Below are 19,491 nucleotides of genomic sequence, written 5' to 3'. Positions count from 1 at the left end.
CTCACGCCCCCGCAACCGGACCCACCCCGCCTTCGACAGGTTTCTGCGATCTGCCTGGATGGCGTGGCCTGCTCTGCCTACTCTTGGTGGGTGTCGACCTTGGTCGACACGGTAGATCCACGCCATGCGTGGATGGATGTGTGGATGGCTCAAGACATGGGGTCAGAGCCCTTTTCCTGCGGAAAAGGGATCCGACCCCGCGCGGTCAGATCTCCACCTGCGCGCCGAGTTCCACCAGGCGGTTGCCCGGAATCCGGAAGAAGCCGGTCGCGGGCGCGGCATTCCGGTGCATCAGCGCGAACAGCTTGTCGCGCCAGATCGGCATGCCGCGGTTGGCGGTGGCCACAATGGTTTCGCGGCTGGCGAAGAAGGTGGTGTCCATCGGGTCGAAGTAGATGCCACCGTGGTCACACGAGCGCATCAGCGCCAGCGGCACGTCCGGGGTTTCCATGAAACCGAAGCGCACATAGACCCGGTAGAACTCGTCGCCCACCGACTCGATCTTCAGCCGCTGCCCTTCCATCGCATAGGGAATGGGCAGGGTTTCCACGTGCAGGAACACGTTGCGCTCGTGCAGCACCTTGTTGTGCTTGAGGTTGTGCATCAGCGCGTGCGGGGCCACGGTCGGGTCGGCGGTGAGGAACACCGCGGTGCCCGGCACGCGTACCGGCGGTGCCAGCATCAGGCCCGGCAGGAAGGTGTCCAGGCGGATGCCGTCCTTGCGGATCTCATCACGCAGCAGCTCGCGGCCACGCCGCCAGGTGCGCATCATGGTGAACAGGAAGATGCCCAGCACCACCGGGAACCAGGCGCCCTGCAGCAGCTTGGCGCCGTTGGCGATGACAAAGCCGAGGTCGATGATGAAGAACACCACGCACAGCGGCAGCAGCCAGCCACGCGACTTCGGCCACAGCGAACGTGCCACCACGGCCAGCAGCAGGGTGTCGATCAGCATCGTGGCCGACACCGAGATGCCGTAGGCCACGGCCAGGTTGGACGAGCTGCGGAACGCCAGCACCAGGCCGAACACCATCACCGCGATGCCCCAGTTGATGCCCGGGATGTAGATCTGGCCGATGGTGTCGTGCGAGGTGTGCTTGATGCGCATGCGCGGGATGTAGCCCAGCTGCATGGCCTGGCGCGAGACCGAGAACGCGCCGGTGATGACCGACTGCGAGGCGATCACCGCCGCCATGGTGGCCAGGATGATCATCGGGTACAGCGCCCACGAGGGCACCGCCTCGAAGAATGGGTTCTTCAGGGCCTCGGGGTGGTTGAGCACCAGTGCGCCCTGCCCCAGGTAGTTCAGCACCAGGCACGGCAGCACGAAGAAGTACCAGGCGTGGCGGATCGGTCGCAGGCCGAAGTGGCCCATGTCCGCATACAGCGCTTCGCCGCCGGTCACCGCCAGCACCACTGCACCGAGAATGAAGATGCCGTGCCAGCCGTGCTCCATGAAGAAGCGGATGCCCCACCATGGGTTGAAGGCCTTCAGCACCTCGGGCGCATCGACAATGTTGTAGATGCCGATCGCCGCCAGCGATACGAACCAGATCGCCATGATCGGGCCGAACGCCTTGCCGATCTTCTCGGTACCGAAGCGTTGCGCGGCGAACACTGCCAGCAGCACCACCAGGGTGACCGGCACGATGAAGACATGCAGTCCGGGCGCGGCCACCTCCAGGCCTTCGACCGCACTGAGCACGGACATGGCCGGGGTGATCACGCCGTCGCCGAAGAACAGCGAGGCGCCGAAGATGCCGAGGATGCCCACTACATAAGCCGAGCGCGAGCCATTGCGCAGCGTGCGCTGGGTCAACGCCATCAGCGCCATGATGCCGCCCTCGCCATCATTGTCGGCGCGCATGATGATGGTGACGTACTTCAGCGTCACCACCAGGTTCAGCGCCCAGAACGCCAGCGACAGCACGCCCAGCACGGTATCGTGGTCGCTGTTGAGCCCGTAGTGCGGCGAGAACGCCTCCTTCAGGGTGTACAGCGGGCTGGTACCGATATCGCCGAAGACCACGCCGATCGCACCGATGACCAGCGCCAGTCCTCCAGCGGAGGGGGCGTGGCCATGGCCGCCGGGGGCGGCTGCGTGCGGGGTTTGACTGCTGGACATGGGACTCCTGGCGAAGCTCAGGCGGTTTGTTGAAGGAAAGGAAGGCGGATCAACGCAGCGCCGACTGCAGCGCCTTGCGGATCACGGTGGCCACTTCGTCGCCTTCATTGAAGGCGTCCCGGGCCATGCGGGCGGCTTCAGCCGGCTTGTAGCCCAGCTGCTGCAGCGCCACGGTGGCATCGGACAGCGGGTCGGCCGGGGCCGGGCCACTGCCGGTGGGCAGCGCGCCGCCGGCACCGAACTGGGCCGCGCGGTCACGCAGCTCCAGCACCATGCGCTCGGCGGTCTTCTTGCCGATGCCCGGAATGCGGGTCAGCGCGGTGATGTCACCGGCCTGGACCATGCGCGCGAACTCTTCGACGGTGACGCCGGACAGCACGGCCAGCGCGATCTTCGCGCCGATGCCGCTGACCTTCTGCACGTCGCGGAACAGGCGCCGCTCGCCCTCGCGCAGGAAGCCGTACAGCGAGACGCTGTCTTCCTTCTGCGAGTAGTGGGTATACAGGGTGACCTCGCGGCCGAGCTCGGGCAGGTCGTAGAAGGTGCTCATCGGCGCCTCCAGTTCGTAGCCCACTCCGTTCACGTCCACCACCAGCCACGGCGGCGCCTTGTAGGCGACGATGCCGCGCAGTCGACCGATCATTGCGTGCAGCTCCTCATTTGCGGCCCCATGCCTGGCGGGCACTGAGCCCCAGGCGGTTGGCCGTCGCCCTTACGTGGGCATGGGTGATCGCCACCGCCAACGCGTCGGCCGCGTCGGCCTGCAGCTTGATTTTCAGGTTGAGCATGAGCCCGACCATGTGTTGAACCTGTTGCTTTTCGGCGCCACCGCGCCCGACAACCGCCAGCTTGATCTCGCTGGCAGCATATTCGTGCACCGGCAGGTCGCGCAGCACCACCGCCGAGATCGCCGCGCCACGGGCCTGGCCCAGCTTCAATGCCGAATCGGGGTTGCGGGCCATGAACACGCGTTCGATGGCCACTTCCTGCGGCTCATACTCGCGGCACAGGTCGGCCAGGCCCAGCACCAGCAGCTTCATGCGCTGCGGGAAGTCGTCAGCGCCCAGCAGCACCAGCGGCTGGTGGTGCACGTAGCTGACGCGGCCGGTGGCATCGACATCAATGATGCCGACCCCGGTCCGCTGCGAACCGGGGTCGATGCCGAGGATGCGGGTCATGCTGCACTCCTGGCGGGGCGGAACGGAATGCGCTGGCAGGCGTATGGGCTCATGACTGTCCGCGGTGACCGTTCAACGGCCCGCGCCCAGGCCGTCGAAGACGGCTCAGGCGTAGGCGTCGGCGCCGAGTTCGGCGTTGGAATACACCTCCTGCACGTCGTCCAGGTCTTCCAGCATGTCCAGCAGCTTCTTGACCTGCAGGGCGACCTCGCCCTCGACCTTGATGTCGTTGTCGGCGCGGAAGGTGATCTCGGCGTGGTCGGCGACATGGCCAGCGGCGGCCATCGCGTCCTTGACTGCGCTGAACGCGTCAGGGCTGGTGACCACATCGATCGAGCCATCGTCCGGATAGACCACGATGTCATCAGCGCCGGCCTCGATGGCCGCCTCGGTGATGGCTTCCTCGTCGGCACCCGGGGCGAAGCTGAGCACGCCCAGGCGCTTGAACATGAAGGCCACCGAGCCTTCGGTGCCCATGTTGCCGCCGCACTTGCTGAACGCATGGCGGACATCGGCCACGGTGCGCACGCGGTTGTCGGTCAGGCAGTCGACGATCACGGCCACGCCACCCGGAGCGTAGCCTTCGTAGCGGATTTCCTCGTAGTCGACGCCTTCCAGTTCACCGGTGGCCTTCTTGATGGCGCGCTCGATCACGTCCTTGGACATGTTCACGGCCAGGCCCTTGTCCACCGCAACGCGCAGGCGCGGGTTGTTGTTGGGGTCGCCTCCACCGCCCCGCGCGGCAACGCCGATCTCGCGGATGATCTTGGTGAAAATCTTGCCGCGCTTCGCGTCGGACGCGTTCTTGCGGGCTTCGATGGAGGGGCCTCTACCCATGGGTGCTACCGTCTGGCTGCTTCAGGATCAAGGCGCGGATTCTACCTGATCGGGGGCGGCAACCGTGTCTAGGGCGGAGATGCCGTCGCGCATGGCCCGGCGAAGCGCGTGCGAACCAACGGTTCGCATCCACCAAGGCAGGACGGTCCGCACCCACCGAGCCAGGGCGGTCGCCCCTACCAGATTACGCGGCGGCGGCGTCGCGGCTGTGGTCGAACTGGCCGTGGCGCAGGAAATGCGCGGTCTGCCGCGCGGCATCCGGCGACACCACGAGGCCGCTGTGGCTGGTGCGCACCACGCAATGATCGGTCAGGCCCGGCAGGCGGGTTTCGGCCAGGGCCACAGTGCCATCGGAGGCGTCGTCCATCGCGCCCAGCAGGCTGCCCAGACCATGCGGCACCGAACCGGCGATCAGCCCGACCTCGGCCTTGCCCTGCCAGTCCGGCAGGCCGTCCAGCAGCAGCTCGCTGCTGCGCCCCAGCGCCAGCCCCCAACCATGATCGGACAACGAGCGCGCGGTGCCACTGCCGCGCAGCGGTGAACCCAGGCAGACCACGCGCTGCACCGGCAGCTGCGGATTGCGCCGCAGCGCTTCCAGCGCCAGCAGCCCGCCCAGGCTGTGGCCGACCAAACTCAGTGGGCCGGCGTCGGCCAGCCGCTCCAGCAGCTGCGGTACGGCCACGTCCGGCCCACCGAACACCGAGGAATAACCAAACGCGTGCACCTGGAAGCCGCGCGCGCGCAGGCGCCAGGCCAGCGGCCCGACCCAGGCGCGGGCATTCCAGATGCCATGCAGCAGCAATACGGGGGGAGTCATGCAAACAGCCTGGCGGTCAGCGGGGCAGGAACGTACGGTGATTGAACACGCGCGCGCAGCAAGCGGCAGTGAACATCAGGCCGCGCGCGGTGCGCGGCGCAGGATGAATTCGAGATCGTTCGTGTCGCCCACCGGGAACAGGTATTCGCCGGCCTTCTCGAACCCGTAGCGGGCGTAGAAGCGCTGTGCGCCGAAGTTCTCCGACCACACGCCCAACCACAGGGTGCGCGGGCCCTCGTATTCCAGCCAGGCCAGCGCGGTTTCCAGCAGGCGGCTGCCCCAGCCGCAGCTTTGCTGCGTCTTGATCAGGTACAGGCGCTTGAGTTCGCCGTCACCGGGCTTCACGTCCGGGTGCGGCAGGCCACAGGGGCCGGCGGCGGCATGGCCGACCGCCTCCCCGTCCAGCTCCAGCAGCCACACCGCGTAATCCGGGTGGGCCAGGATCACGCGCTGGCGCTCGACCGTGTAGGCCTCCTCAAGGAAGGCCTGCAGGTCCTGCGGCGGATACAGATGGCCGAAGGTTTCGGTGAACGTGCGGGCGGCCAGCGCCGACAGGGTCGGCGCGTCGTCCACGGTGGCGCGGCGGATGGAATACATGCAGGAAGTTGACGTCAGCGCGAAGGGGCGGTCAAGCCTTTTCCGACGATTCCGCTTCTTCGTCTTCCTCGTCCTCTTCCTCGTATTCCTCTTCGTCCTCGTCTTCTTCGCCTTCCTCGTCCTCGTCGTACTCTTCCTCTTCGTCGTCCTCGTAATCCTCGACGCCGAAGTCTTCTCCATCCCAACGGCCTTCACCGTCGGCGACGAAGGTCAGGGCCATCGCGGCCGGGTTGGTACCGACGCGGACCAGCCAACCGCCGAACACGCGTGCACGCTCGGTGACCAGGTTGGCCTCGGAGCCTTCATTGCCCAGCTTTTCCCACTCCAGCGAAAACGCAAACTCGGTCATTGCCTGGATCTCCTGATCAGTTGGTCTTGGGGCGAACCTGGATGTGTACTTCGGCCAGCTGCGCGTCGACGATCGGCGACGGCGCGTCGGTCATCAGATCCTGTGCACCCGTGGTCTTCGGGAACGGGATGACGTCGCGGATCGACTCGGTGCCGGCCATCAGCGCGGCGATGCGGTCGATGCCGAAGGCGATGCCACCGTGCGGCGGCGCGCCGTAGTTCAGCGCGTCGAGCAGGAAGCCGAACTTGGCACGGGCTTCTTCGGCACCGATGCCCAGCAGCTCGAACACCGCGCTCTGCATGTCCGGACGGTGGATACGGATCGAACCGCCGCCGATCTCATTGCCGTTGAGCACCATGTCGTAGCCGCGCGAAACGGCGGTACGGGCATTGGCGCGCAGGTCGGCGATGTCGTCCACGGCCGGTGCGGTGAAGGGGTGATGCAGGGCGACGTAGCGCTGTTCTTCCTCGTCCCACTCGAACATCGGGAAGTCGGTGACCCACAGCGGCGCCCAGCCGTCGGCGACCAGGCCGAAGTCCTTGCCGGCCTTCAGCCGCAGCGCGCCCATGAAGTCGGAGACCTTGTTGTAGCCACCGGCGCCGAAGAACACGATGTCGCCGTTGCCGGCGCCGACGTGGGCCACCAGCGCGGCGAAGGATTCCTCGCTGAAGAACTTCTGGATCGGCGAGCTGATTTCGCCGTTGTCGGCGATCTTGATGTAGGCCAGGCCCTTGGCGCCGTACTTGGCGGCATGCGCGGCGTATTCGTCGATCTGCTTGCGCGACAGCGACGCACCGCCCGGGATGCGCAGCGCGGCAACGCGGCCTTCGGCATCATTGGCCGGGCCGGTGAACACCGGGAACTCGCTGTCCTTGACCAGTTCGGCCACGTCCACCAGCTCCAGCGCGATGCGCAGGTCCGGCTTGTCCGAGCCGTAGCGGCGCATGGCCTCGGCCCAGGTCATGCGCGGGAAGCTGGCATCCAGCTGCACGTCCACCACTTCCTTGAAGATGGCGCGGATCATGTCCTCGACGAAATCCTGCACGTCGCGCTCGCGGACGAAGGCGAATTCCATGTCCAGCTGGGTGAACTCCAGCTGGCGATCGGCACGCAGGGCCTCGTCGCGGAAGCAGCGCGCGATCTGGTAGTAGCGGTCGAAGCCGGCCACCATCAGGATCTGCTTGAACAGCTGCGGGCTCTGCGGCAGTGCGTAGAACTCGCCTGGGTGCATGCGCGCCGGCACCAGGAAGTCGCGTGCGCCTTCCGGGGTGGCCTTGGTCAGGATAGGGGTTTCGATGTCCTGGAAGCCCTTTTCGTCCAGGTGGCGGCGCAGCGCCTGCACCAGCTTGATGCGGGTGCGCTGCATGCGCTGCATTTCCGGGCGGCGCAGGTCCAGGTAGCGGTACTTCAGGCGGGTTTCCTCGCCCGGGTTCTCATGGGCGTGGAACGGCAGCGGCGCAGCCTTGTTCAGCACGGTGATGGCGGTGGCGATCACTTCCACCTTGCCGGTGCGCATCTTGTCGTTCACCGCGTGGCGGGCACGCACGACGCCTTCCACCTGCAGCACATCCTCGTAGCCCAGCGACGCGGCCACCGCAAACACTTCGGCATTGTCGATCTCCACCGTCACCTGCACGATGCCTTCATGATCGCGGAGATCGATGAAGCAGACGCCGCCCTGGTTACGGGCCACGTCGGTCCAGCCGGCGAGGGTGACAGTCTGGCCAATCAGGGTCTCGTCGACCAGGCCGCAGAAGTGGGTACGCATGGGGGGAAGCTCCGCTGGAGAACGCCGGCACCGGATGGGGGCCGGAAAGCCTCGTATTCTGCGGCCGAGGCCCCGGCTGGGGCAAATCCGGCCAGTCACACCGGCTTGATCGTCCCCCTCCCTATAGTCGGGCACCTGCCACCGTATGGGATGCCGCCATGAAACCGCTGTCCCTGGCCAGCCTGGCCGTAACCCTCAGCCTGGGTGCGCTGGGCACCCTTGCCCTGCCCGCTCCGTCCGTCTCTGCGCAGAACGGGGTGATCCGCTGCGAAAGCCAGAGCAACCGCGAACGGGTCTGCAACACCGGCTGGCGCGGCGCGCAGCTGGTCCGTCAGTTGTCTGGCAGCCCCTGCGAGGAAGGGCGCTCCTGGGGCAGCCGCAATGGCAGCATCTGGGTCACCAATGGTTGCCGCGCCGAGTTCGTCGAGGCCCGTGGTGGCTGGGGCGGCGGCAATGGCGGTGGCTGGGGAGGCAACAACGGTCGGCCCGGCGAGACCATCCGCTGCGAAAGCCAGAACAACCGCGAGCGCAGCTGCCCGGTCGGCTGGCGCAATGCCCGCCTGGTCCGCCAGTTGTCCGGCAGCCCTTGCGACGAGGGCCGTACCTGGGGTGTGCGCAACGGCGCGGTATGGGTCAGCAATGGCTGCCGCGCCGAATTCGCCGAGGCCCGCGGCTGGGGCGGTGGCGGCTGGGGCGGTGGCAACAGCAACTATTCCGTCACCTGCAGCAGCAACAACAACCGCTCGCAGACCTGCGACTGGGATGAGCGCCAGGGCCGGCCGGTGCTGCAGCAGCAGCTGTCGGGCAGCGCCTGCCAGGAAGGCCGCAGCTGGGGTTACTCGCGTGGTCAGGTGTGGGTGAGCAACGGCTGCCGGGCGCGCTTCGGCACGCGATGAGTGCAGGGTCGGGGTCAGAGCCCTCCGCAGGAGGGATCCGACCCCGGGATCACGGCGCGGGTGCTGTGTCGTCGCCCCACGGTGGCGGTGGCAGGTCGACCGGCTTGCTCAGGTCGAACTGCACGCGGAAGCGGCGGCCGTCCGGGCGCGTCAGTTCGTAGACGAACGTCTGGTCCGGATCGATCTCCATCGCCCAGGTGTTGTGCGTGGAAGCCAGCATGTCGGCACGGCGGAACATCGCCACCGAATCGGCATCGGCCGGGAACTGCTGGCGCTCGGCGGTGCCCGGCGGCGTGCTGTCGCCACCGTACAGGGTGATTGCGTCGGGGCTGCCGTCTTCGTGGCGATGGTCGTGTTTCAGGCGCAGCCCGTTCGGCGTGCGGGTCAGCACCCAGGTTCGCGAGTGGTCATCACCGACATGGAACGGAATGCGCAGCTCATGCGCCGGGTCGGCGCAGCCGCGCACATGCATGACCAGGCGCTGCCCGGCGAACGGATCCTTGGCGGTCGGTGCAGGCGTGTCCTCCACCACCTTGCCGACGTAGGCCTGGCCGCAATGTGCGGCGATGGCGGCCATGAACGCATCGGCCGGTGCGGTCGCCAGGTCATGGGCGACCGTATCGGAGCGCTGCGTGCACGCAGCGAGGCTGAGCAGGAGGGCGGCGGTAGTGGCAACGGCAATCGGTCTCATGCCCCAACCCTAACGGCCATGGACGATGGGCGCAAACCGCGCGCCAGTCCCGCTCAGCGCTCGGCAGACGGTGCTGCCGGCAGTGCTTCGGTCGCCGCCACCGGTGCGGCCTCGCCCTCGCCGGCCGGCTCCTGCTCCACCGGATCAACGTCAAACGGTGTACGGAACACCAGCGACGGCAACAGCGTGGTCAGCGCCGCGTACAGCAGCAGCGCACCGAACAGCACCGCCGGAATCTGGAAGCGCTCACGCATGATCGCCGCCAGCACCAGGGTGAAGATCAGCGTCGGTGCCAGCGCCAGCGAGACCCGCAGGCTGCTGCGGAAGCTCTCGCCGAACATCACCCGGCGCTGCAGCCAGACCACGCCGATGCGCAGCGGCAGCACCACCAGGGTGATCACGATGCCCAGCCCCAGCGCCTCGAAGCTCAGCGCTTCGGCGGGCACCTTGGTGCCGGCGTTGAAGAAGTAGAACGGCACGAAGAACGAGGCGAACAGGCGCAGCGCGTGCAGGTTCTCGTGCGAGGCCAGCAGCGGCATGCGCTGGTGCAGCAGGCGCGCGACCAGGCCGGCGATGAACGCGCCAACCAGGTAGTACACGCCCAGCAGGTAGGTGATGTAGGCCGCCACCATGCCGACCATCACCAGCAGCGAGAATTCCGAGCCCGGCGCGTGCGGTGCCACCCAGCGGCCCAGCGCGATGAACAGCAGCGGCAGGCCGATCATCATCGCCAGCAGTGCCAGGCTGGACAACGCCATGTGCCCTGGGTCACCGGCCTGCAGCACGATGAACAACGCCGCCAGCGCCAGCAGTTCACCGGCGATGGCCTTGCTGGTCACCCAGAACCGCTCGTCTTCGCTGAGGCCCAGCCGCGACAGCGAGTCCATGATGAAGCCCGTGGACGGCGTCAGCAGCGCCAGCGCCAACAGCCCGGCGGCCTGCCACGGCAGCCCCGCATAGCGCCAGGCCAGCCAGCCCACGCCGAACAGCGTGCCGGTACGGATCACCAGGTGCGCCAGCAGCGGCCACATGCCACGGCGCAGCGCCTGCAGGTCCACTTCCAGGCCGGCGAACAGGAACAGCGAGGAAATGCCCAGCGTGGCCAGCAGGCCGATCACCGCATCGTGGGCCTGGTCGCCCAGCCAGAGCATGCCGATGATGCCGAACAGCAGGCAGGTCAGCGGCGCGGGCAGGCTGAAACGCTGCAGCGCGCGCGGGATCACCAGCAGCGCGAAGATCAGCAGCAGGTAGATCAGTTCATGGCTCATGGGGGACTTCCGTGTGGTTCGAACGCGCGCAGGATGCGCGCGCCGAACCGATCCGGCAAGCCACGTTTGAATGACCCCGGTTACCTCATCCGATCAACCGGTCGGCAATCCGCCCCACCTGTGCCAGCACGCTAGCGCGTTGCTCGTAGCTGATCGCACGTGCCTGCAGATAAGCCGTCAACACCCACGGGGCGCCCCCGGCTACGGGCCACAGCACGGCGATGTCGTTGCGCGCGTCTTCACCATTGCTGCCGGTCTTGTCACCCACGCGCCAGCGCTTGCCCAGGCCCGCGCGCAGGCAGGCGTCGCCGGTTTCGTTGTCGATCAGCCAGTCGGCCAGCTGCTGCCGCGAAGCCGGTTGCAGTACCTCGCCCAACACCACGCGCTGCAGGGTCGCGGCCATCGCCGCCGGCGTGGTGGTATCGCGTGGATCGCCCTTGGCAAAGCTGTTCAGCTCCGGCTCCAGCCGGTCACTGCGGCTCACCGTGTCGCCGCTGGCGCGCAGGAACGCGGTCACTGCGGGCGGGCCACCGACCACGCCGAACAGCAGGTTGGCGGCGGTGTTGTCGCTGGTGATGATCGTGGTACGGCACAGGTCGCGCACGGTCATGTCCTTGCCGGCGTGGCGGCGGGTGACCGGTGCATGCGAGAGCAGATCGGCCTCGCCCACCGGCACGCGCCTGTCCAGCAATGCCGGCATGCGTTCGGCCTGGCTGAGCACGGTGGCCGCCAGCATGCTCTTGAAGGTGCTGCACATCGGGAAGCGCTCGTCCTGGCGATGACCGATGCGGCGACCGCTGGCAGTGTCCAGCAGGGTCACGCCGAGGCGTCCGGCGCAGGCCTTTTCCAGCGCGGCGAAATCACTGGCGGCGGTGATGGCGGCATCGGTGGGTGCGTTGGCGGTGGCCTTGCCCGCTGCACGTGCCAGCAGCGGCAAGGCAAGCGAGGAAGCCACGGCGGCACCACTGAACTGCAGGAATCGGCGACGGGCGAGCATGCGGGTTCTCCTGGGGGACCGCTCGATTATTGAAGCCTAGACCGGGGGCGACCAGCGCAAAAAATCTGCGAGAGACATTAGTTAAATTAATGCCTGACGCATTCAACCCCTTAATTTTCCGAAATTTTCCGTTGAAGGGTTAGGATCATCCATCACTCCAGCTCACGACTCGACGATGCTGCACCCTACCCTGCCACTGAACGCGCTGCGCGCCTTCGAGGCCGCCGCCCGCCACCAGAACTTCACCCGTGCCGCGCTGGAGCTGTGTGTCAGCCAGGCCGCACTGAGCCACCAGATCCGTGGGCTGGAGGACCGGCTCGGCATCCGCCTGTTCCATCGCCTCCCGCGCGGCGTGGCACTCACCGATGAAGGCGCGGCCCTGTATCCGGTGCTCAACGAATCGTTCGAGCGCATCTCCGCCAGCATCGCGCGTTACACCGGCGGACCTGAGCGTGAAGTGCTGACCCTGGGCGTGGTCGGCACCTTCGCCACCGGCTGGCTGCTGCCACGGCTGGCCGCGTTCGAGGCAGCGCACCCGGACATCGAGCTGCGCCTGCAGACCCACAACAACCGCATCGACCTGGCCGGAGAAGGGCTGGACCTGGCGATCCGCTTTGGTGATGGCGACTGGCAGGGCCAGGCGTGCACGGCGATCCTCGACGCGCCGTTTGCACCGCTGTGCGCACCGGCGCTGGCGCGGCGCCTGAAACAGCCACGCGACCTGGGCACGCTGCCGCTGCTTCGTTCCTACCGCAGCGACGAATGGCCGCGCTGGCTGCAGGCGGCCGGGGTCAGCGGCGTGGAAGCGCGCGGGCCGGTATTCGATTCCTCGTTGACGGTCGCGATGGCGGCCGCCGGTGGCGCCGGTGTGGCCTTGCTGCCGCTGCGCATGTTCGAGCAGGAACTGGCCGAGGGTCGCCTGCTGCAGCCGTTCAGCACCACGCTGGAGCTGGGGCGCTACTGGCTGACGCGGCTGCGATCGCGTGCCGAACGTGAGCCGGCCAGGCGCTTCCGCGAATGGCTGCAGGCACAGGGCGCGTAGGCAGTGCCGGCCGCTGGCCGGCCATCCCTTGATCGTTGTGGGCGCATCGCGCTGCCGGCCAGCGGCCGGCACTACCGGTCAGGACTCGAGCAGTTCCATCCAAGCGGCTTCGGCCTTTTCCAGCTGCGCGGCGGCGGTTTCGCGATCGCGGCCAAGCACGGCCATGCGCGTGGCATCGGCGTAGTTGGCCGGGTCCGCCAGCTGGCGGTCCAGCTCGGCAAGGGCACCTTCCAGCTCGGCCACCTTGGCTTCAGCGGCGGCCAGCTTGTGCGGGTTCACCGGCTTCTTCTGCACCACCTGCGCCACCGGGGCGGTCTTGACCACCACCGGCTCTTCCACCTGTTCCATGCGCGCCTTGGTGCCCTGCGCCTGCGGGCGGGTACGCAGCCACGCGGCGTAGGCATCCAGGTCGCCATCGAACGGCTCGACCACGCCATCGGCCACGCGCCAGTAGGTATCGCAGACCAGGCCGATCAAATGGCGGTCGTGAGAGACCATCACGATCGCGCCTTCGAAGGTGGCCAATGCTTCGGCCAGCGCTTCGCGCATTTCCAGGTCAAGGTGGTTGGTCGGTTCGTCCAGCAGCAGCACGTTCGGCTGCTGCCAGGCGATCAGCGCCAGCGCCAGGCGTGCGCGCTCGCCACCGGAGAAGCCATCGACCGGCTCGAACGCGCGGTCACCCGGGAAGTTCCACTTGCCGAGGAAGTCGCGGAACGACTGGTTCGGTGCGTCCGGGGCGATCTCGCGGAAGTGCTCCATCGGCGACTGGCCTTCGTGCAGCGACTCCACCGTGTGCTGGGCGAAGTAGCCGATCTTCAGGTCCGGGTGCGCCATGCGCTCGCCGACGATCGGCGCCAGCTCGCCCACCAGGGTCTTCACCAGGGTGGTCTTGCCGGCACCGTTCGGGCCGAGCAGGCCAATGCGCTGGCCCGCTTCCAGACCGAAGCCGACGTTGTGCAGGATCACTGCGTCCTTGCCGTAGCCGGCCTCGACATGGTTCAGGCGGATCAGCGAGAACGGCAGCTTGGCCGGCGGCGCGAACTCGATGCGAAACTCGCGCTCGGCGCGCACTGCTTCGGTGCCGGCCAGCTTGGCCAGGCGCTTCATGCGGCTCTGCGCCTGCGCGGCCTTGCTGGCCTGTGCCTTGAAGCGGTCGATGAAGCTCTGCAGGTGGGCGCGCTCGGCCTGTTCCTTCTCGTGCGCGATCTGTTGCTGGCGCAGCTGTTCGGCGCGCTGGCGCTCGAAATCGGTATAACCGCCCGGGTAGAGCTTGGCGCCGCCGCCGTGCAGGTGCAGGGTGTGGGTGGCCACGTTGTCGAGGAACTCGCGGTCATGCGAGATCAACAGCAGGGTGCCGGGGTACTTCAGCAGCCACTGCTCCAGCCAGTACACCGCGTCCAGGTCCAGGTGGTTGGTCGGTTCGTCCAGCAGCAGCAGGTCACTGGGCATCATCAGCGCGCGGGCCAGGTTCAGGCGTACGCGCCAGCCGCCGGAGAACGAGGACACCGCGCGGTGGTGGGTCTCGGCCGGGAAACCGAGGCCGTGCAGCAGCTTGCCGGCGCGCGCTTCGGCGTCGTAGGCCCCCATCTCGGCCATCTTCGTGTGCGCGTTGGCCACCGCCTCCCAGTCTTCGCGCGCGGTTGCTTCAGCCTCTTCAGCCAGCACCGCAGCCACATCGGTATCCCCACCCAGCACAAAGCTCAGCGCCGGGTCCGGCAGCGACGGGGTTTCCTGGGCCACGCTGGCGATACGGACCTTGCCGGGCAGGTCGACGTCACCCTTGTCGGCCTCCAGCTCGCCCTTCACCGCCGCGAACAGGCTGGACTTGCCAGCACCGTTGCGGCCGACCACGCCCACCCGGTAACCGGCGTGCAGGGTCAGGTCGACATTGGACAACAGCAGCCGCTCGCCGCGGCGCAAGGCGAAATTACGAAGGGAGATCATCGGGGGAGGGGTCCATATAACCGGATGGAATGTGCTGGTGAGCACTGTTCCTGCGACGTAATTCTAGCGTTAACGAATACTTGACGCGCCCCGGGATGCGCGGCGGCAGGCCAACTCTCTCCCTCGTCGGCCCCGCGCAGCCCCCGGGCCCCACCTCCCGCCGCTGCCCTCTGCCGCTAAATGGTTGCTGCTGCAACGTTTTTTCCTGTTGCAACCATTTGACACGCACTGAATATCCCGTTAATTCCTGCCTTGCGCACCGCAACAACCGCCGTCCGCCTCACCCCCGTGATGTCGATTCCGGTGCCACCCCCGCCAACCGGAGCCCCATCCCGATGACCCGCAAGACCAGCCTGATCGCCGCCGCCGTCGCTGTCGCACTCGGTGGCTCTCCGTTCGTTGCCGCTGCCCAGCAGGCCGGCACCGCCGCCAACACCCTGGACACGGTGATCGTCACCGGCACCCGCGTGGCCGACCGCACCGTCGCCGAATCGCAGTCGCCGATCGACATCATCACCCCTGAAGTGCTGCAGTCCACCGGCACCAGTGAACTGGCCACCGCACTGTCGCGCGCCCTGCCCTCGCTGAACTTCCCGCGCCCGGCCTTGACCGACGGCACCAGTGGCGTGCGCCCGGCGCAGCTGCGCGGCCTGTCGCCGGACCAGGTGCTGGTGCTGGTCAACGGCAAGCGCCGCCACACCTCGGCGATGATCAACGTCAACGGCAGCATCGGCCGTGGCTCGTCGGCAGTGGACATCAATGCGATCCCGATTGCCGCCATCGAGCGCGTGGAAGTGCTGCGCGACGGTGCGTCGGCACAGTACGGCTCGGACGCCATTGCAGGCGTCATCAACATCGTGCTCAAGGGCAGCGGCCGTGGCGGCAGCCTGGCCGTGGACTACGGCCAGTACTCGGCCGGTGACGGCAACAAGTACCAGCTCTCCGGCGATACCGGCGTCGAGTTCGGCAACGGCCGTGGTCGCGTGCACGTGGCTGGCCAGATCAGCCAGCAGGACGAGAGCAACCGCGCCGGCCCGTACCGCGGCACCACCCCGAACACCGGCAACTTCCCCAGCATCGGCCAGAAGACCTTCATCGTCGGCGACCCGCGCGTGGATGCCACCGCCGCGTCGGCCAACGCCAGCTTCGACTTCAGCGACCACGTGACCGGCTACGCCAGCGCGCTGCTCAGCAACCGCGACATCACCTCGTTCGCGTTCTACCGTTCGCGCAACCACAGCGGGCAGAGCGCGCTGCTGGCGCAGACCTACCCCGACGGCTTCGTGCCGGAGATCAACCAGTATTCGAAGGACCGCTCGCTGGTGGCCGGGGTCAAGGGCAACACCGACAACGGCTGGACCTGGGACCTGAGCCTGAACCACGGCGAGAACACCCTCGACTTCCACACCCGCAACAGCATCAACTACAGCCTCGGCGCAACCAGCCCGCGCTCGTTCTACGACGGCACGCTGAAGTACCAGCAGGACATCTTCAATGCCGACCTGACCAAGTCACTGGACTGGGGCCTGGCCTACCCGGTCACGCTGTCCTTCGGTGGTGAGTACCGCAAGGAAAAGTGGGACCAGAACCCGGGCGAGCTGAACTCGTACACCGGCAGCGGCGCGCAGGGCTTCGCGGGCTTCACCCCGACCAATGAAGTGCATGCGGACCGCCACAACTACGCGGTCTATGCTGGCCTGGAAGCGGACCTGACCGAGAAGTTCTCGGCCGGCATCACCGGCCGCTACGAGGACTACTCGGACTTCGGCGACCGCTTCTCCGGCAAGCTGTCGGCGCGCTATGCATTCACCGACAAGGTCGCGCTGCGGGCCACCGCCTCCAGTGGCTTCCGTGCACCGTCGCTGGCGCAGCAGGGCTACCAGGCAGTCACCAGCCAGTTCCTCAATGGCGTATTCGTCGAGCGTGGCACCTTCCCGACCACCAGCCCGGCCGCGCAGGCGCTGGGCGCCTCGCCGCTGAAGGCCGAAACCTCCACCTCCTACAGCCTGGGCCTGGTGCTGCAGCCGGCCGACCGCCTGTACATCACCGTCGACGCCTACCAGATCGACATCGATGACCGCATCGCATTGTCGTCCAGCATCACCACCAACGCGGCCACCAGCGCGCTGCTGGGCACCCTGGGCCTGCCGCAGGTGACCGCGTTCTCCTACTTCACCAACGGCCTGGATACGCGCACACGTGGCGTCGACTTCGTGTCCAGCTATACGGTGCCGTTCGGCGCCAGCAGCCTGGAGCTGACCGCTGCGTACAGCTACAACGACACCGAAGTGCGCCGCGTCGGTGGCACCCCGCCGGTGTTCGGCACGCTGGGCCTGACCCAGTCGCTGATCGGTCGCGATGAAATTGGCCGCATCGAGGACAGCTACCCGCGCGACAAGGCGATCCTGAGCGGCACCTGGCGTTCGGACCACTGGGAACTGGGCCTGGCCGCCACCCGCTACGGCAAATTCACTGTGCGCAACTCGGCCACCGCGCTGCGCGACCAGACCTACGGCGATGCATGGGTGGTGGATGCCTCGGCCAGCTACAAGCCGAGCAGCAACTGGACCCTGACCGTGGGCGCCGACAACCTGCTGGACAAGTACCCGGACCGCACCGAAGACCTGCAGAACTCGACCTTCGGCATGCTGCCGTACAGCAACTACTCGCCGTTCGGCTTCAACGGCGCGTACGTGTACGGGCGGATCAAGTACACCTGGTAAGGGGTAGAGCCGGCCGCTGGCCGGCAACCCCGGGCCGCGTCTGGAGGAGCGCCCCTTCTTGTTGAAGGGGCGCTCCGAAGGCGGGGGTAGAAGAGAAATGCGTGGGCAAACCCGCCGGCCACGGCACGTGGACGGCGGGTTTGCCGTATCTGGCCGCTTCGGTGAAAATCGGGGTATCCCCCTGCTTTCTGCGAGTGCCGATGCACCATGACACCGACCTGATCAACATCGTTGCCGTTGGCCTGGGGCTCGCCTTCATCTTCGGCGCGCTGGCCAACAAGCTCCGCTTGTCTCCCCTGGTCGGTTACCTGGTTGCTGGCATCTGCGTAGGTCCGTTCACCCCCGGCTTCGTCGCCGACCAGGCGCTGGCCAACCAGCTGGCCGAACTGGGCGTGATGCTGCTGATGTTCGGTGTCGGCCTGCACTTCTCGCTGAAGGACCTGATGGCGGTCAAGGCCATCGCCATTCCCGGTGCCATTGGGCAGATCGCAGTGGCCACCCTGCTCGGCTGGGGCGTGGCCTCGCTGATGGGCTGGCCCGCCATCCATGGCGTCATCTTCGGCTTCTCGCTGGCCACCGCAAGTACCGTCGTGCTGCTGCGGGCGATGGAGGAACGCCGCCTGCTGGAGACGATGCGCGGCAAGATCGCGGTCGGCTGGCTGATCGTGGAAGACCTGGCCTGCGTGCTGGCACTGGTGATGATGCCGGTGATGGCCGGCGTGTTCGGCCCCGACGCGGCCAAGGAATCGCACTCGCTGGGCAGCGTGCTGGCCGACATCGGCTGGACCTTCGTGCAGCTGGGCCTGTTCGTGGCGGTGATGCTGGTGGTCGGGCGCCGGGTCATCCCGTGGATCCTGGAACGCATCGCCGGTACCGGTTCGCGTGAGCTGTTCACCCTGTCCGTGCTGGCGATCGCGCTGGGCGTGGCGTTCGGCTCGGCGATGCTGTTCGGCGTCTCGTTCGCGCTGGGCGCGTTCTTTGCCGGCATGCTGCTCAACGAATCGGAGCTGAGCCACAAGGCCGCGCATGATTCGCTGCCGCTGCGCGATGCGTTCGCGGTGTTGTTCTTTGTGTCGGTCGGCATGCTGTTCGACCCCAACATCATCGTGCAGCACCCGTGGCAGGTGCTGGCCACGGTGCTGATCATCATGTTCGGCAAGTCGGCCGCCGCGTTCTTCATCGTGCGTGCGTTCGGCCACCCGACCAGCACCGCGCTGACCATCTCGGCCAGCCTGGCGCAGATCGGCGAGTTCGCCTTCATCATCGCCGGCCTAGGCGTGGCGCTGCAGATCCTGCCGAAGGAAGGCCAGTCGCTGGTGCTGGCCGGGGCACTGGTGTCAATCATGCTCAACCCGCTGGTGTTCGGCCTGCTCGACCGTTGGCAGGCCAAGCAGGAGCAGTCTCCGCAGGTACCCGAGCCGCCCGAAGCGATCGGCCCGTCGCGCGACCTGCATGACCACGCCATCGTGATCGGCTATGGCCGGGTGGGCAGCGAACTGGCGCAGGTGCTGCGCGACCGTGGCGTGCCGGTGCTGGTGATCGATGACAACAAGGAACACGTCGAGCAGGCGCACGCCAAGGGCCTGGCGGCGATCCGCGGCAGTGCCGCTGCCGACCGGGTGCTGGCCGAGGCCCATCCGGAGCGCGCGAAGATTGCGGTGCTGGCGATTCCGCAACCGCTGGAAGCCGGTGAGGCGCTGGCCAAGCTGCGGGCGATCAACCCGGACCTGACCCTGCTGGCGCGCGCACACAGCGATGCGGAAGTGAAGCATCTGCTGGAACACGGTGCCGATGGCACGGTGATGGCCGAACGTGAGCTGGCGTATTCGCTGGCGGAGATGATCATGTCCACGCCGCCGTACCGGAATCTGGGGCAGCACAGCATTCCGGTGGTGTGAGGGGTGTGGGTGCGGCAGGGCTTGCAGCCCTGCACCTGCCAAGGCAACAGCAAAGGCAAAGGCAAAAGCTGACTATCCGTGGGATGGCGGGGTAGGTCCGGTTGCAGGGGACGCCGTGAATCCGTCCATGGAGGCTCGGTCGCGCCATCCATGGCGCTCACGCCCCTGCAACCGGACCCACCCCGCCTTCGACAGATTCCTGCGATCTGCCGGAACGGCGTTCTGCTCTGGTAGGTGTCGCCCTGGGTCGACACGTCGGCGCATGGGTCAGATCCGTTTTCCACAGGAAAACGGATCTGACCCCGGAAACAAAAAAGATCCCCGGTCGACCCGCATCGACCGGGGATCTGGATCGCCACCT

Annotated in this window: 16 protein-coding genes; 4 read left to right on the top strand and 12 right to left on the bottom strand. The window is 67.2% G+C overall.

What is annotated here, in order from left to right:
- Nucleotides 1–205 precede the first annotated feature (205 nt).
- The 8 genes from H4O10_RS07480 to aspS form a co-directional block, all read right to left on the bottom strand.
- Entirely contained in the window at nucleotides 206–2,125 is a 1,920-nt protein-coding gene (locus H4O10_RS07480) for a potassium transporter Kup (protein ID WP_005410755.1), read from the bottom strand.
- A 49-nt stretch (nucleotides 2,126–2,174) separates the two neighbouring features.
- Nucleotides 2,175–2,768 carry a Holliday junction branch migration protein RuvA gene (gene ruvA, locus H4O10_RS07475; RefSeq protein ID WP_005410756.1) on the bottom strand — a complete coding sequence of 198 codons (594 nt, stop codon included), beginning with the start codon at nucleotides 2,766–2,768 and terminating at the stop codon, nucleotides 2,175–2,177.
- A 13-nt stretch (nucleotides 2,769–2,781) separates the two neighbouring features.
- Complete coding sequence (ruvC, locus tag H4O10_RS07470) at nucleotides 2,782–3,303, bottom strand: crossover junction endodeoxyribonuclease RuvC (protein WP_005410757.1); 522 nt, start codon at nucleotides 3,301–3,303, stop codon at nucleotides 2,782–2,784.
- Nucleotides 3,304–3,408: 105 nt separating this feature from the next.
- Nucleotides 3,409–4,140 carry a YebC/PmpR family DNA-binding transcriptional regulator gene (locus H4O10_RS07465; protein ID WP_049452311.1) on the bottom strand — a complete coding sequence of 244 codons (732 nt, stop codon included), beginning with the start codon at nucleotides 4,138–4,140 and terminating at the stop codon, nucleotides 3,409–3,411.
- A gap of 184 nt (nucleotides 4,141–4,324) precedes the next feature.
- Nucleotides 4,325–4,957, bottom strand: a complete 633-nt coding sequence (locus H4O10_RS07460) for an alpha/beta fold hydrolase (protein ID WP_005410759.1) — start codon at nucleotides 4,955–4,957, stop codon at nucleotides 4,325–4,327.
- Nucleotides 4,958–5,032: 75 nt separating this feature from the next.
- A complete protein-coding gene (locus H4O10_RS07455) occupies nucleotides 5,033–5,554 on the bottom strand; it encodes a GNAT family N-acetyltransferase (protein ID WP_049452310.1) in 522 nt (173 codons plus the stop codon).
- A 31-nt stretch (nucleotides 5,555–5,585) separates the two neighbouring features.
- A complete protein-coding gene (locus H4O10_RS07450; RefSeq protein WP_005410761.1) occupies nucleotides 5,586–5,903 on the bottom strand; it encodes a hypothetical protein in 318 nt (105 codons plus the stop codon).
- Nucleotides 5,904–5,919: 16 nt separating this feature from the next.
- Nucleotides 5,920–7,671, bottom strand: a complete 1,752-nt coding sequence (gene aspS, locus H4O10_RS07445) for an aspartate--tRNA ligase (protein WP_049452309.1) — start codon at nucleotides 7,669–7,671, stop codon at nucleotides 5,920–5,922.
- A gap of 158 nt (nucleotides 7,672–7,829) precedes the next feature.
- On the opposite strand from aspS, the gene H4O10_RS07440 reads away from it, so the two are divergent.
- Complete coding sequence (locus H4O10_RS07440) at nucleotides 7,830–8,567, top strand: DUF3011 domain-containing protein (protein WP_049452308.1); 738 nt, start codon at nucleotides 7,830–7,832, stop codon at nucleotides 8,565–8,567.
- Nucleotides 8,568–8,616: 49 nt separating this feature from the next.
- On the opposite strand, the gene H4O10_RS07435 is transcribed toward H4O10_RS07440, so the two are convergent.
- From H4O10_RS07435 to blaL2, 3 genes are all read right to left on the bottom strand, one after another.
- Nucleotides 8,617–9,258: a hypothetical protein gene (locus H4O10_RS07435; RefSeq protein WP_005410764.1), complete on the bottom strand. Its 642-nt coding sequence runs from the start codon at nucleotides 9,256–9,258 to the stop codon at nucleotides 8,617–8,619.
- A 53-nt stretch (nucleotides 9,259–9,311) separates the two neighbouring features.
- Nucleotides 9,312–10,526 (bottom strand): cation:proton antiporter, encoded by a 1,215-nt coding sequence (locus tag H4O10_RS07430; protein ID WP_005410765.1) that lies wholly within the window; start codon nucleotides 10,524–10,526, stop codon nucleotides 9,312–9,314.
- 85 nt (nucleotides 10,527–10,611) lie between these two features.
- Entirely contained in the window at nucleotides 10,612–11,523 is a 912-nt protein-coding gene (gene blaL2 / locus H4O10_RS07425; RefSeq protein ID WP_049452307.1) for a L2 family extended-spectrum class A beta-lactamase, read from the bottom strand.
- 175 nt (nucleotides 11,524–11,698) lie between these two features.
- On the opposite strand from blaL2, the gene ampR reads away from it, so the two are divergent.
- Nucleotides 11,699–12,565 carry a LysR family transcriptional regulator AmpR gene (ampR, locus tag H4O10_RS07420; RefSeq protein ID WP_049403874.1) on the top strand — a complete coding sequence of 289 codons (867 nt, stop codon included), beginning with the start codon at nucleotides 11,699–11,701 and terminating at the stop codon, nucleotides 12,563–12,565.
- Between the two features lie 78 nt (nucleotides 12,566–12,643).
- Here ampR and H4O10_RS07415 read toward each other — a convergent pair whose 3' ends face one another.
- Nucleotides 12,644–14,509, bottom strand: coding sequence for an ABC-F family ATP-binding cassette domain-containing protein (locus H4O10_RS07415; protein ID WP_005414284.1), 1,866 nt, complete (start codon nucleotides 14,507–14,509; stop codon nucleotides 12,644–12,646).
- 335 nt (nucleotides 14,510–14,844) lie between these two features.
- Here H4O10_RS07415 and H4O10_RS07410 point away from each other — a divergent pair, with 335 nt between their 5' ends.
- Complete coding sequence (locus H4O10_RS07410; protein WP_049403876.1) at nucleotides 14,845–17,232, top strand: TonB-dependent receptor; 2,388 nt, start codon at nucleotides 14,845–14,847, stop codon at nucleotides 17,230–17,232.
- 200 nt (nucleotides 17,233–17,432) lie between these two features.
- Nucleotides 17,433–19,130, top strand: a complete 1,698-nt coding sequence (gene ybaL / locus H4O10_RS07405) for a YbaL family putative K(+) efflux transporter (RefSeq protein ID WP_032958934.1) — start codon at nucleotides 17,433–17,435, stop codon at nucleotides 19,128–19,130.
- Nucleotides 19,131–19,491 lie beyond the last annotated feature (361 nt).

It is taken from the genome of Stenotrophomonas sp. I18B00994 (genome assembly GCF_014145825.1).
Classification (GTDB): domain Bacteria; phylum Pseudomonadota; class Gammaproteobacteria; order Xanthomonadales; family Xanthomonadaceae; genus Stenotrophomonas; species Stenotrophomonas maltophilia.
The sequence above is the reverse complement of the archived record's forward strand: the minus strand, read 5'-3'. Positions and strand labels throughout refer to the sequence as shown.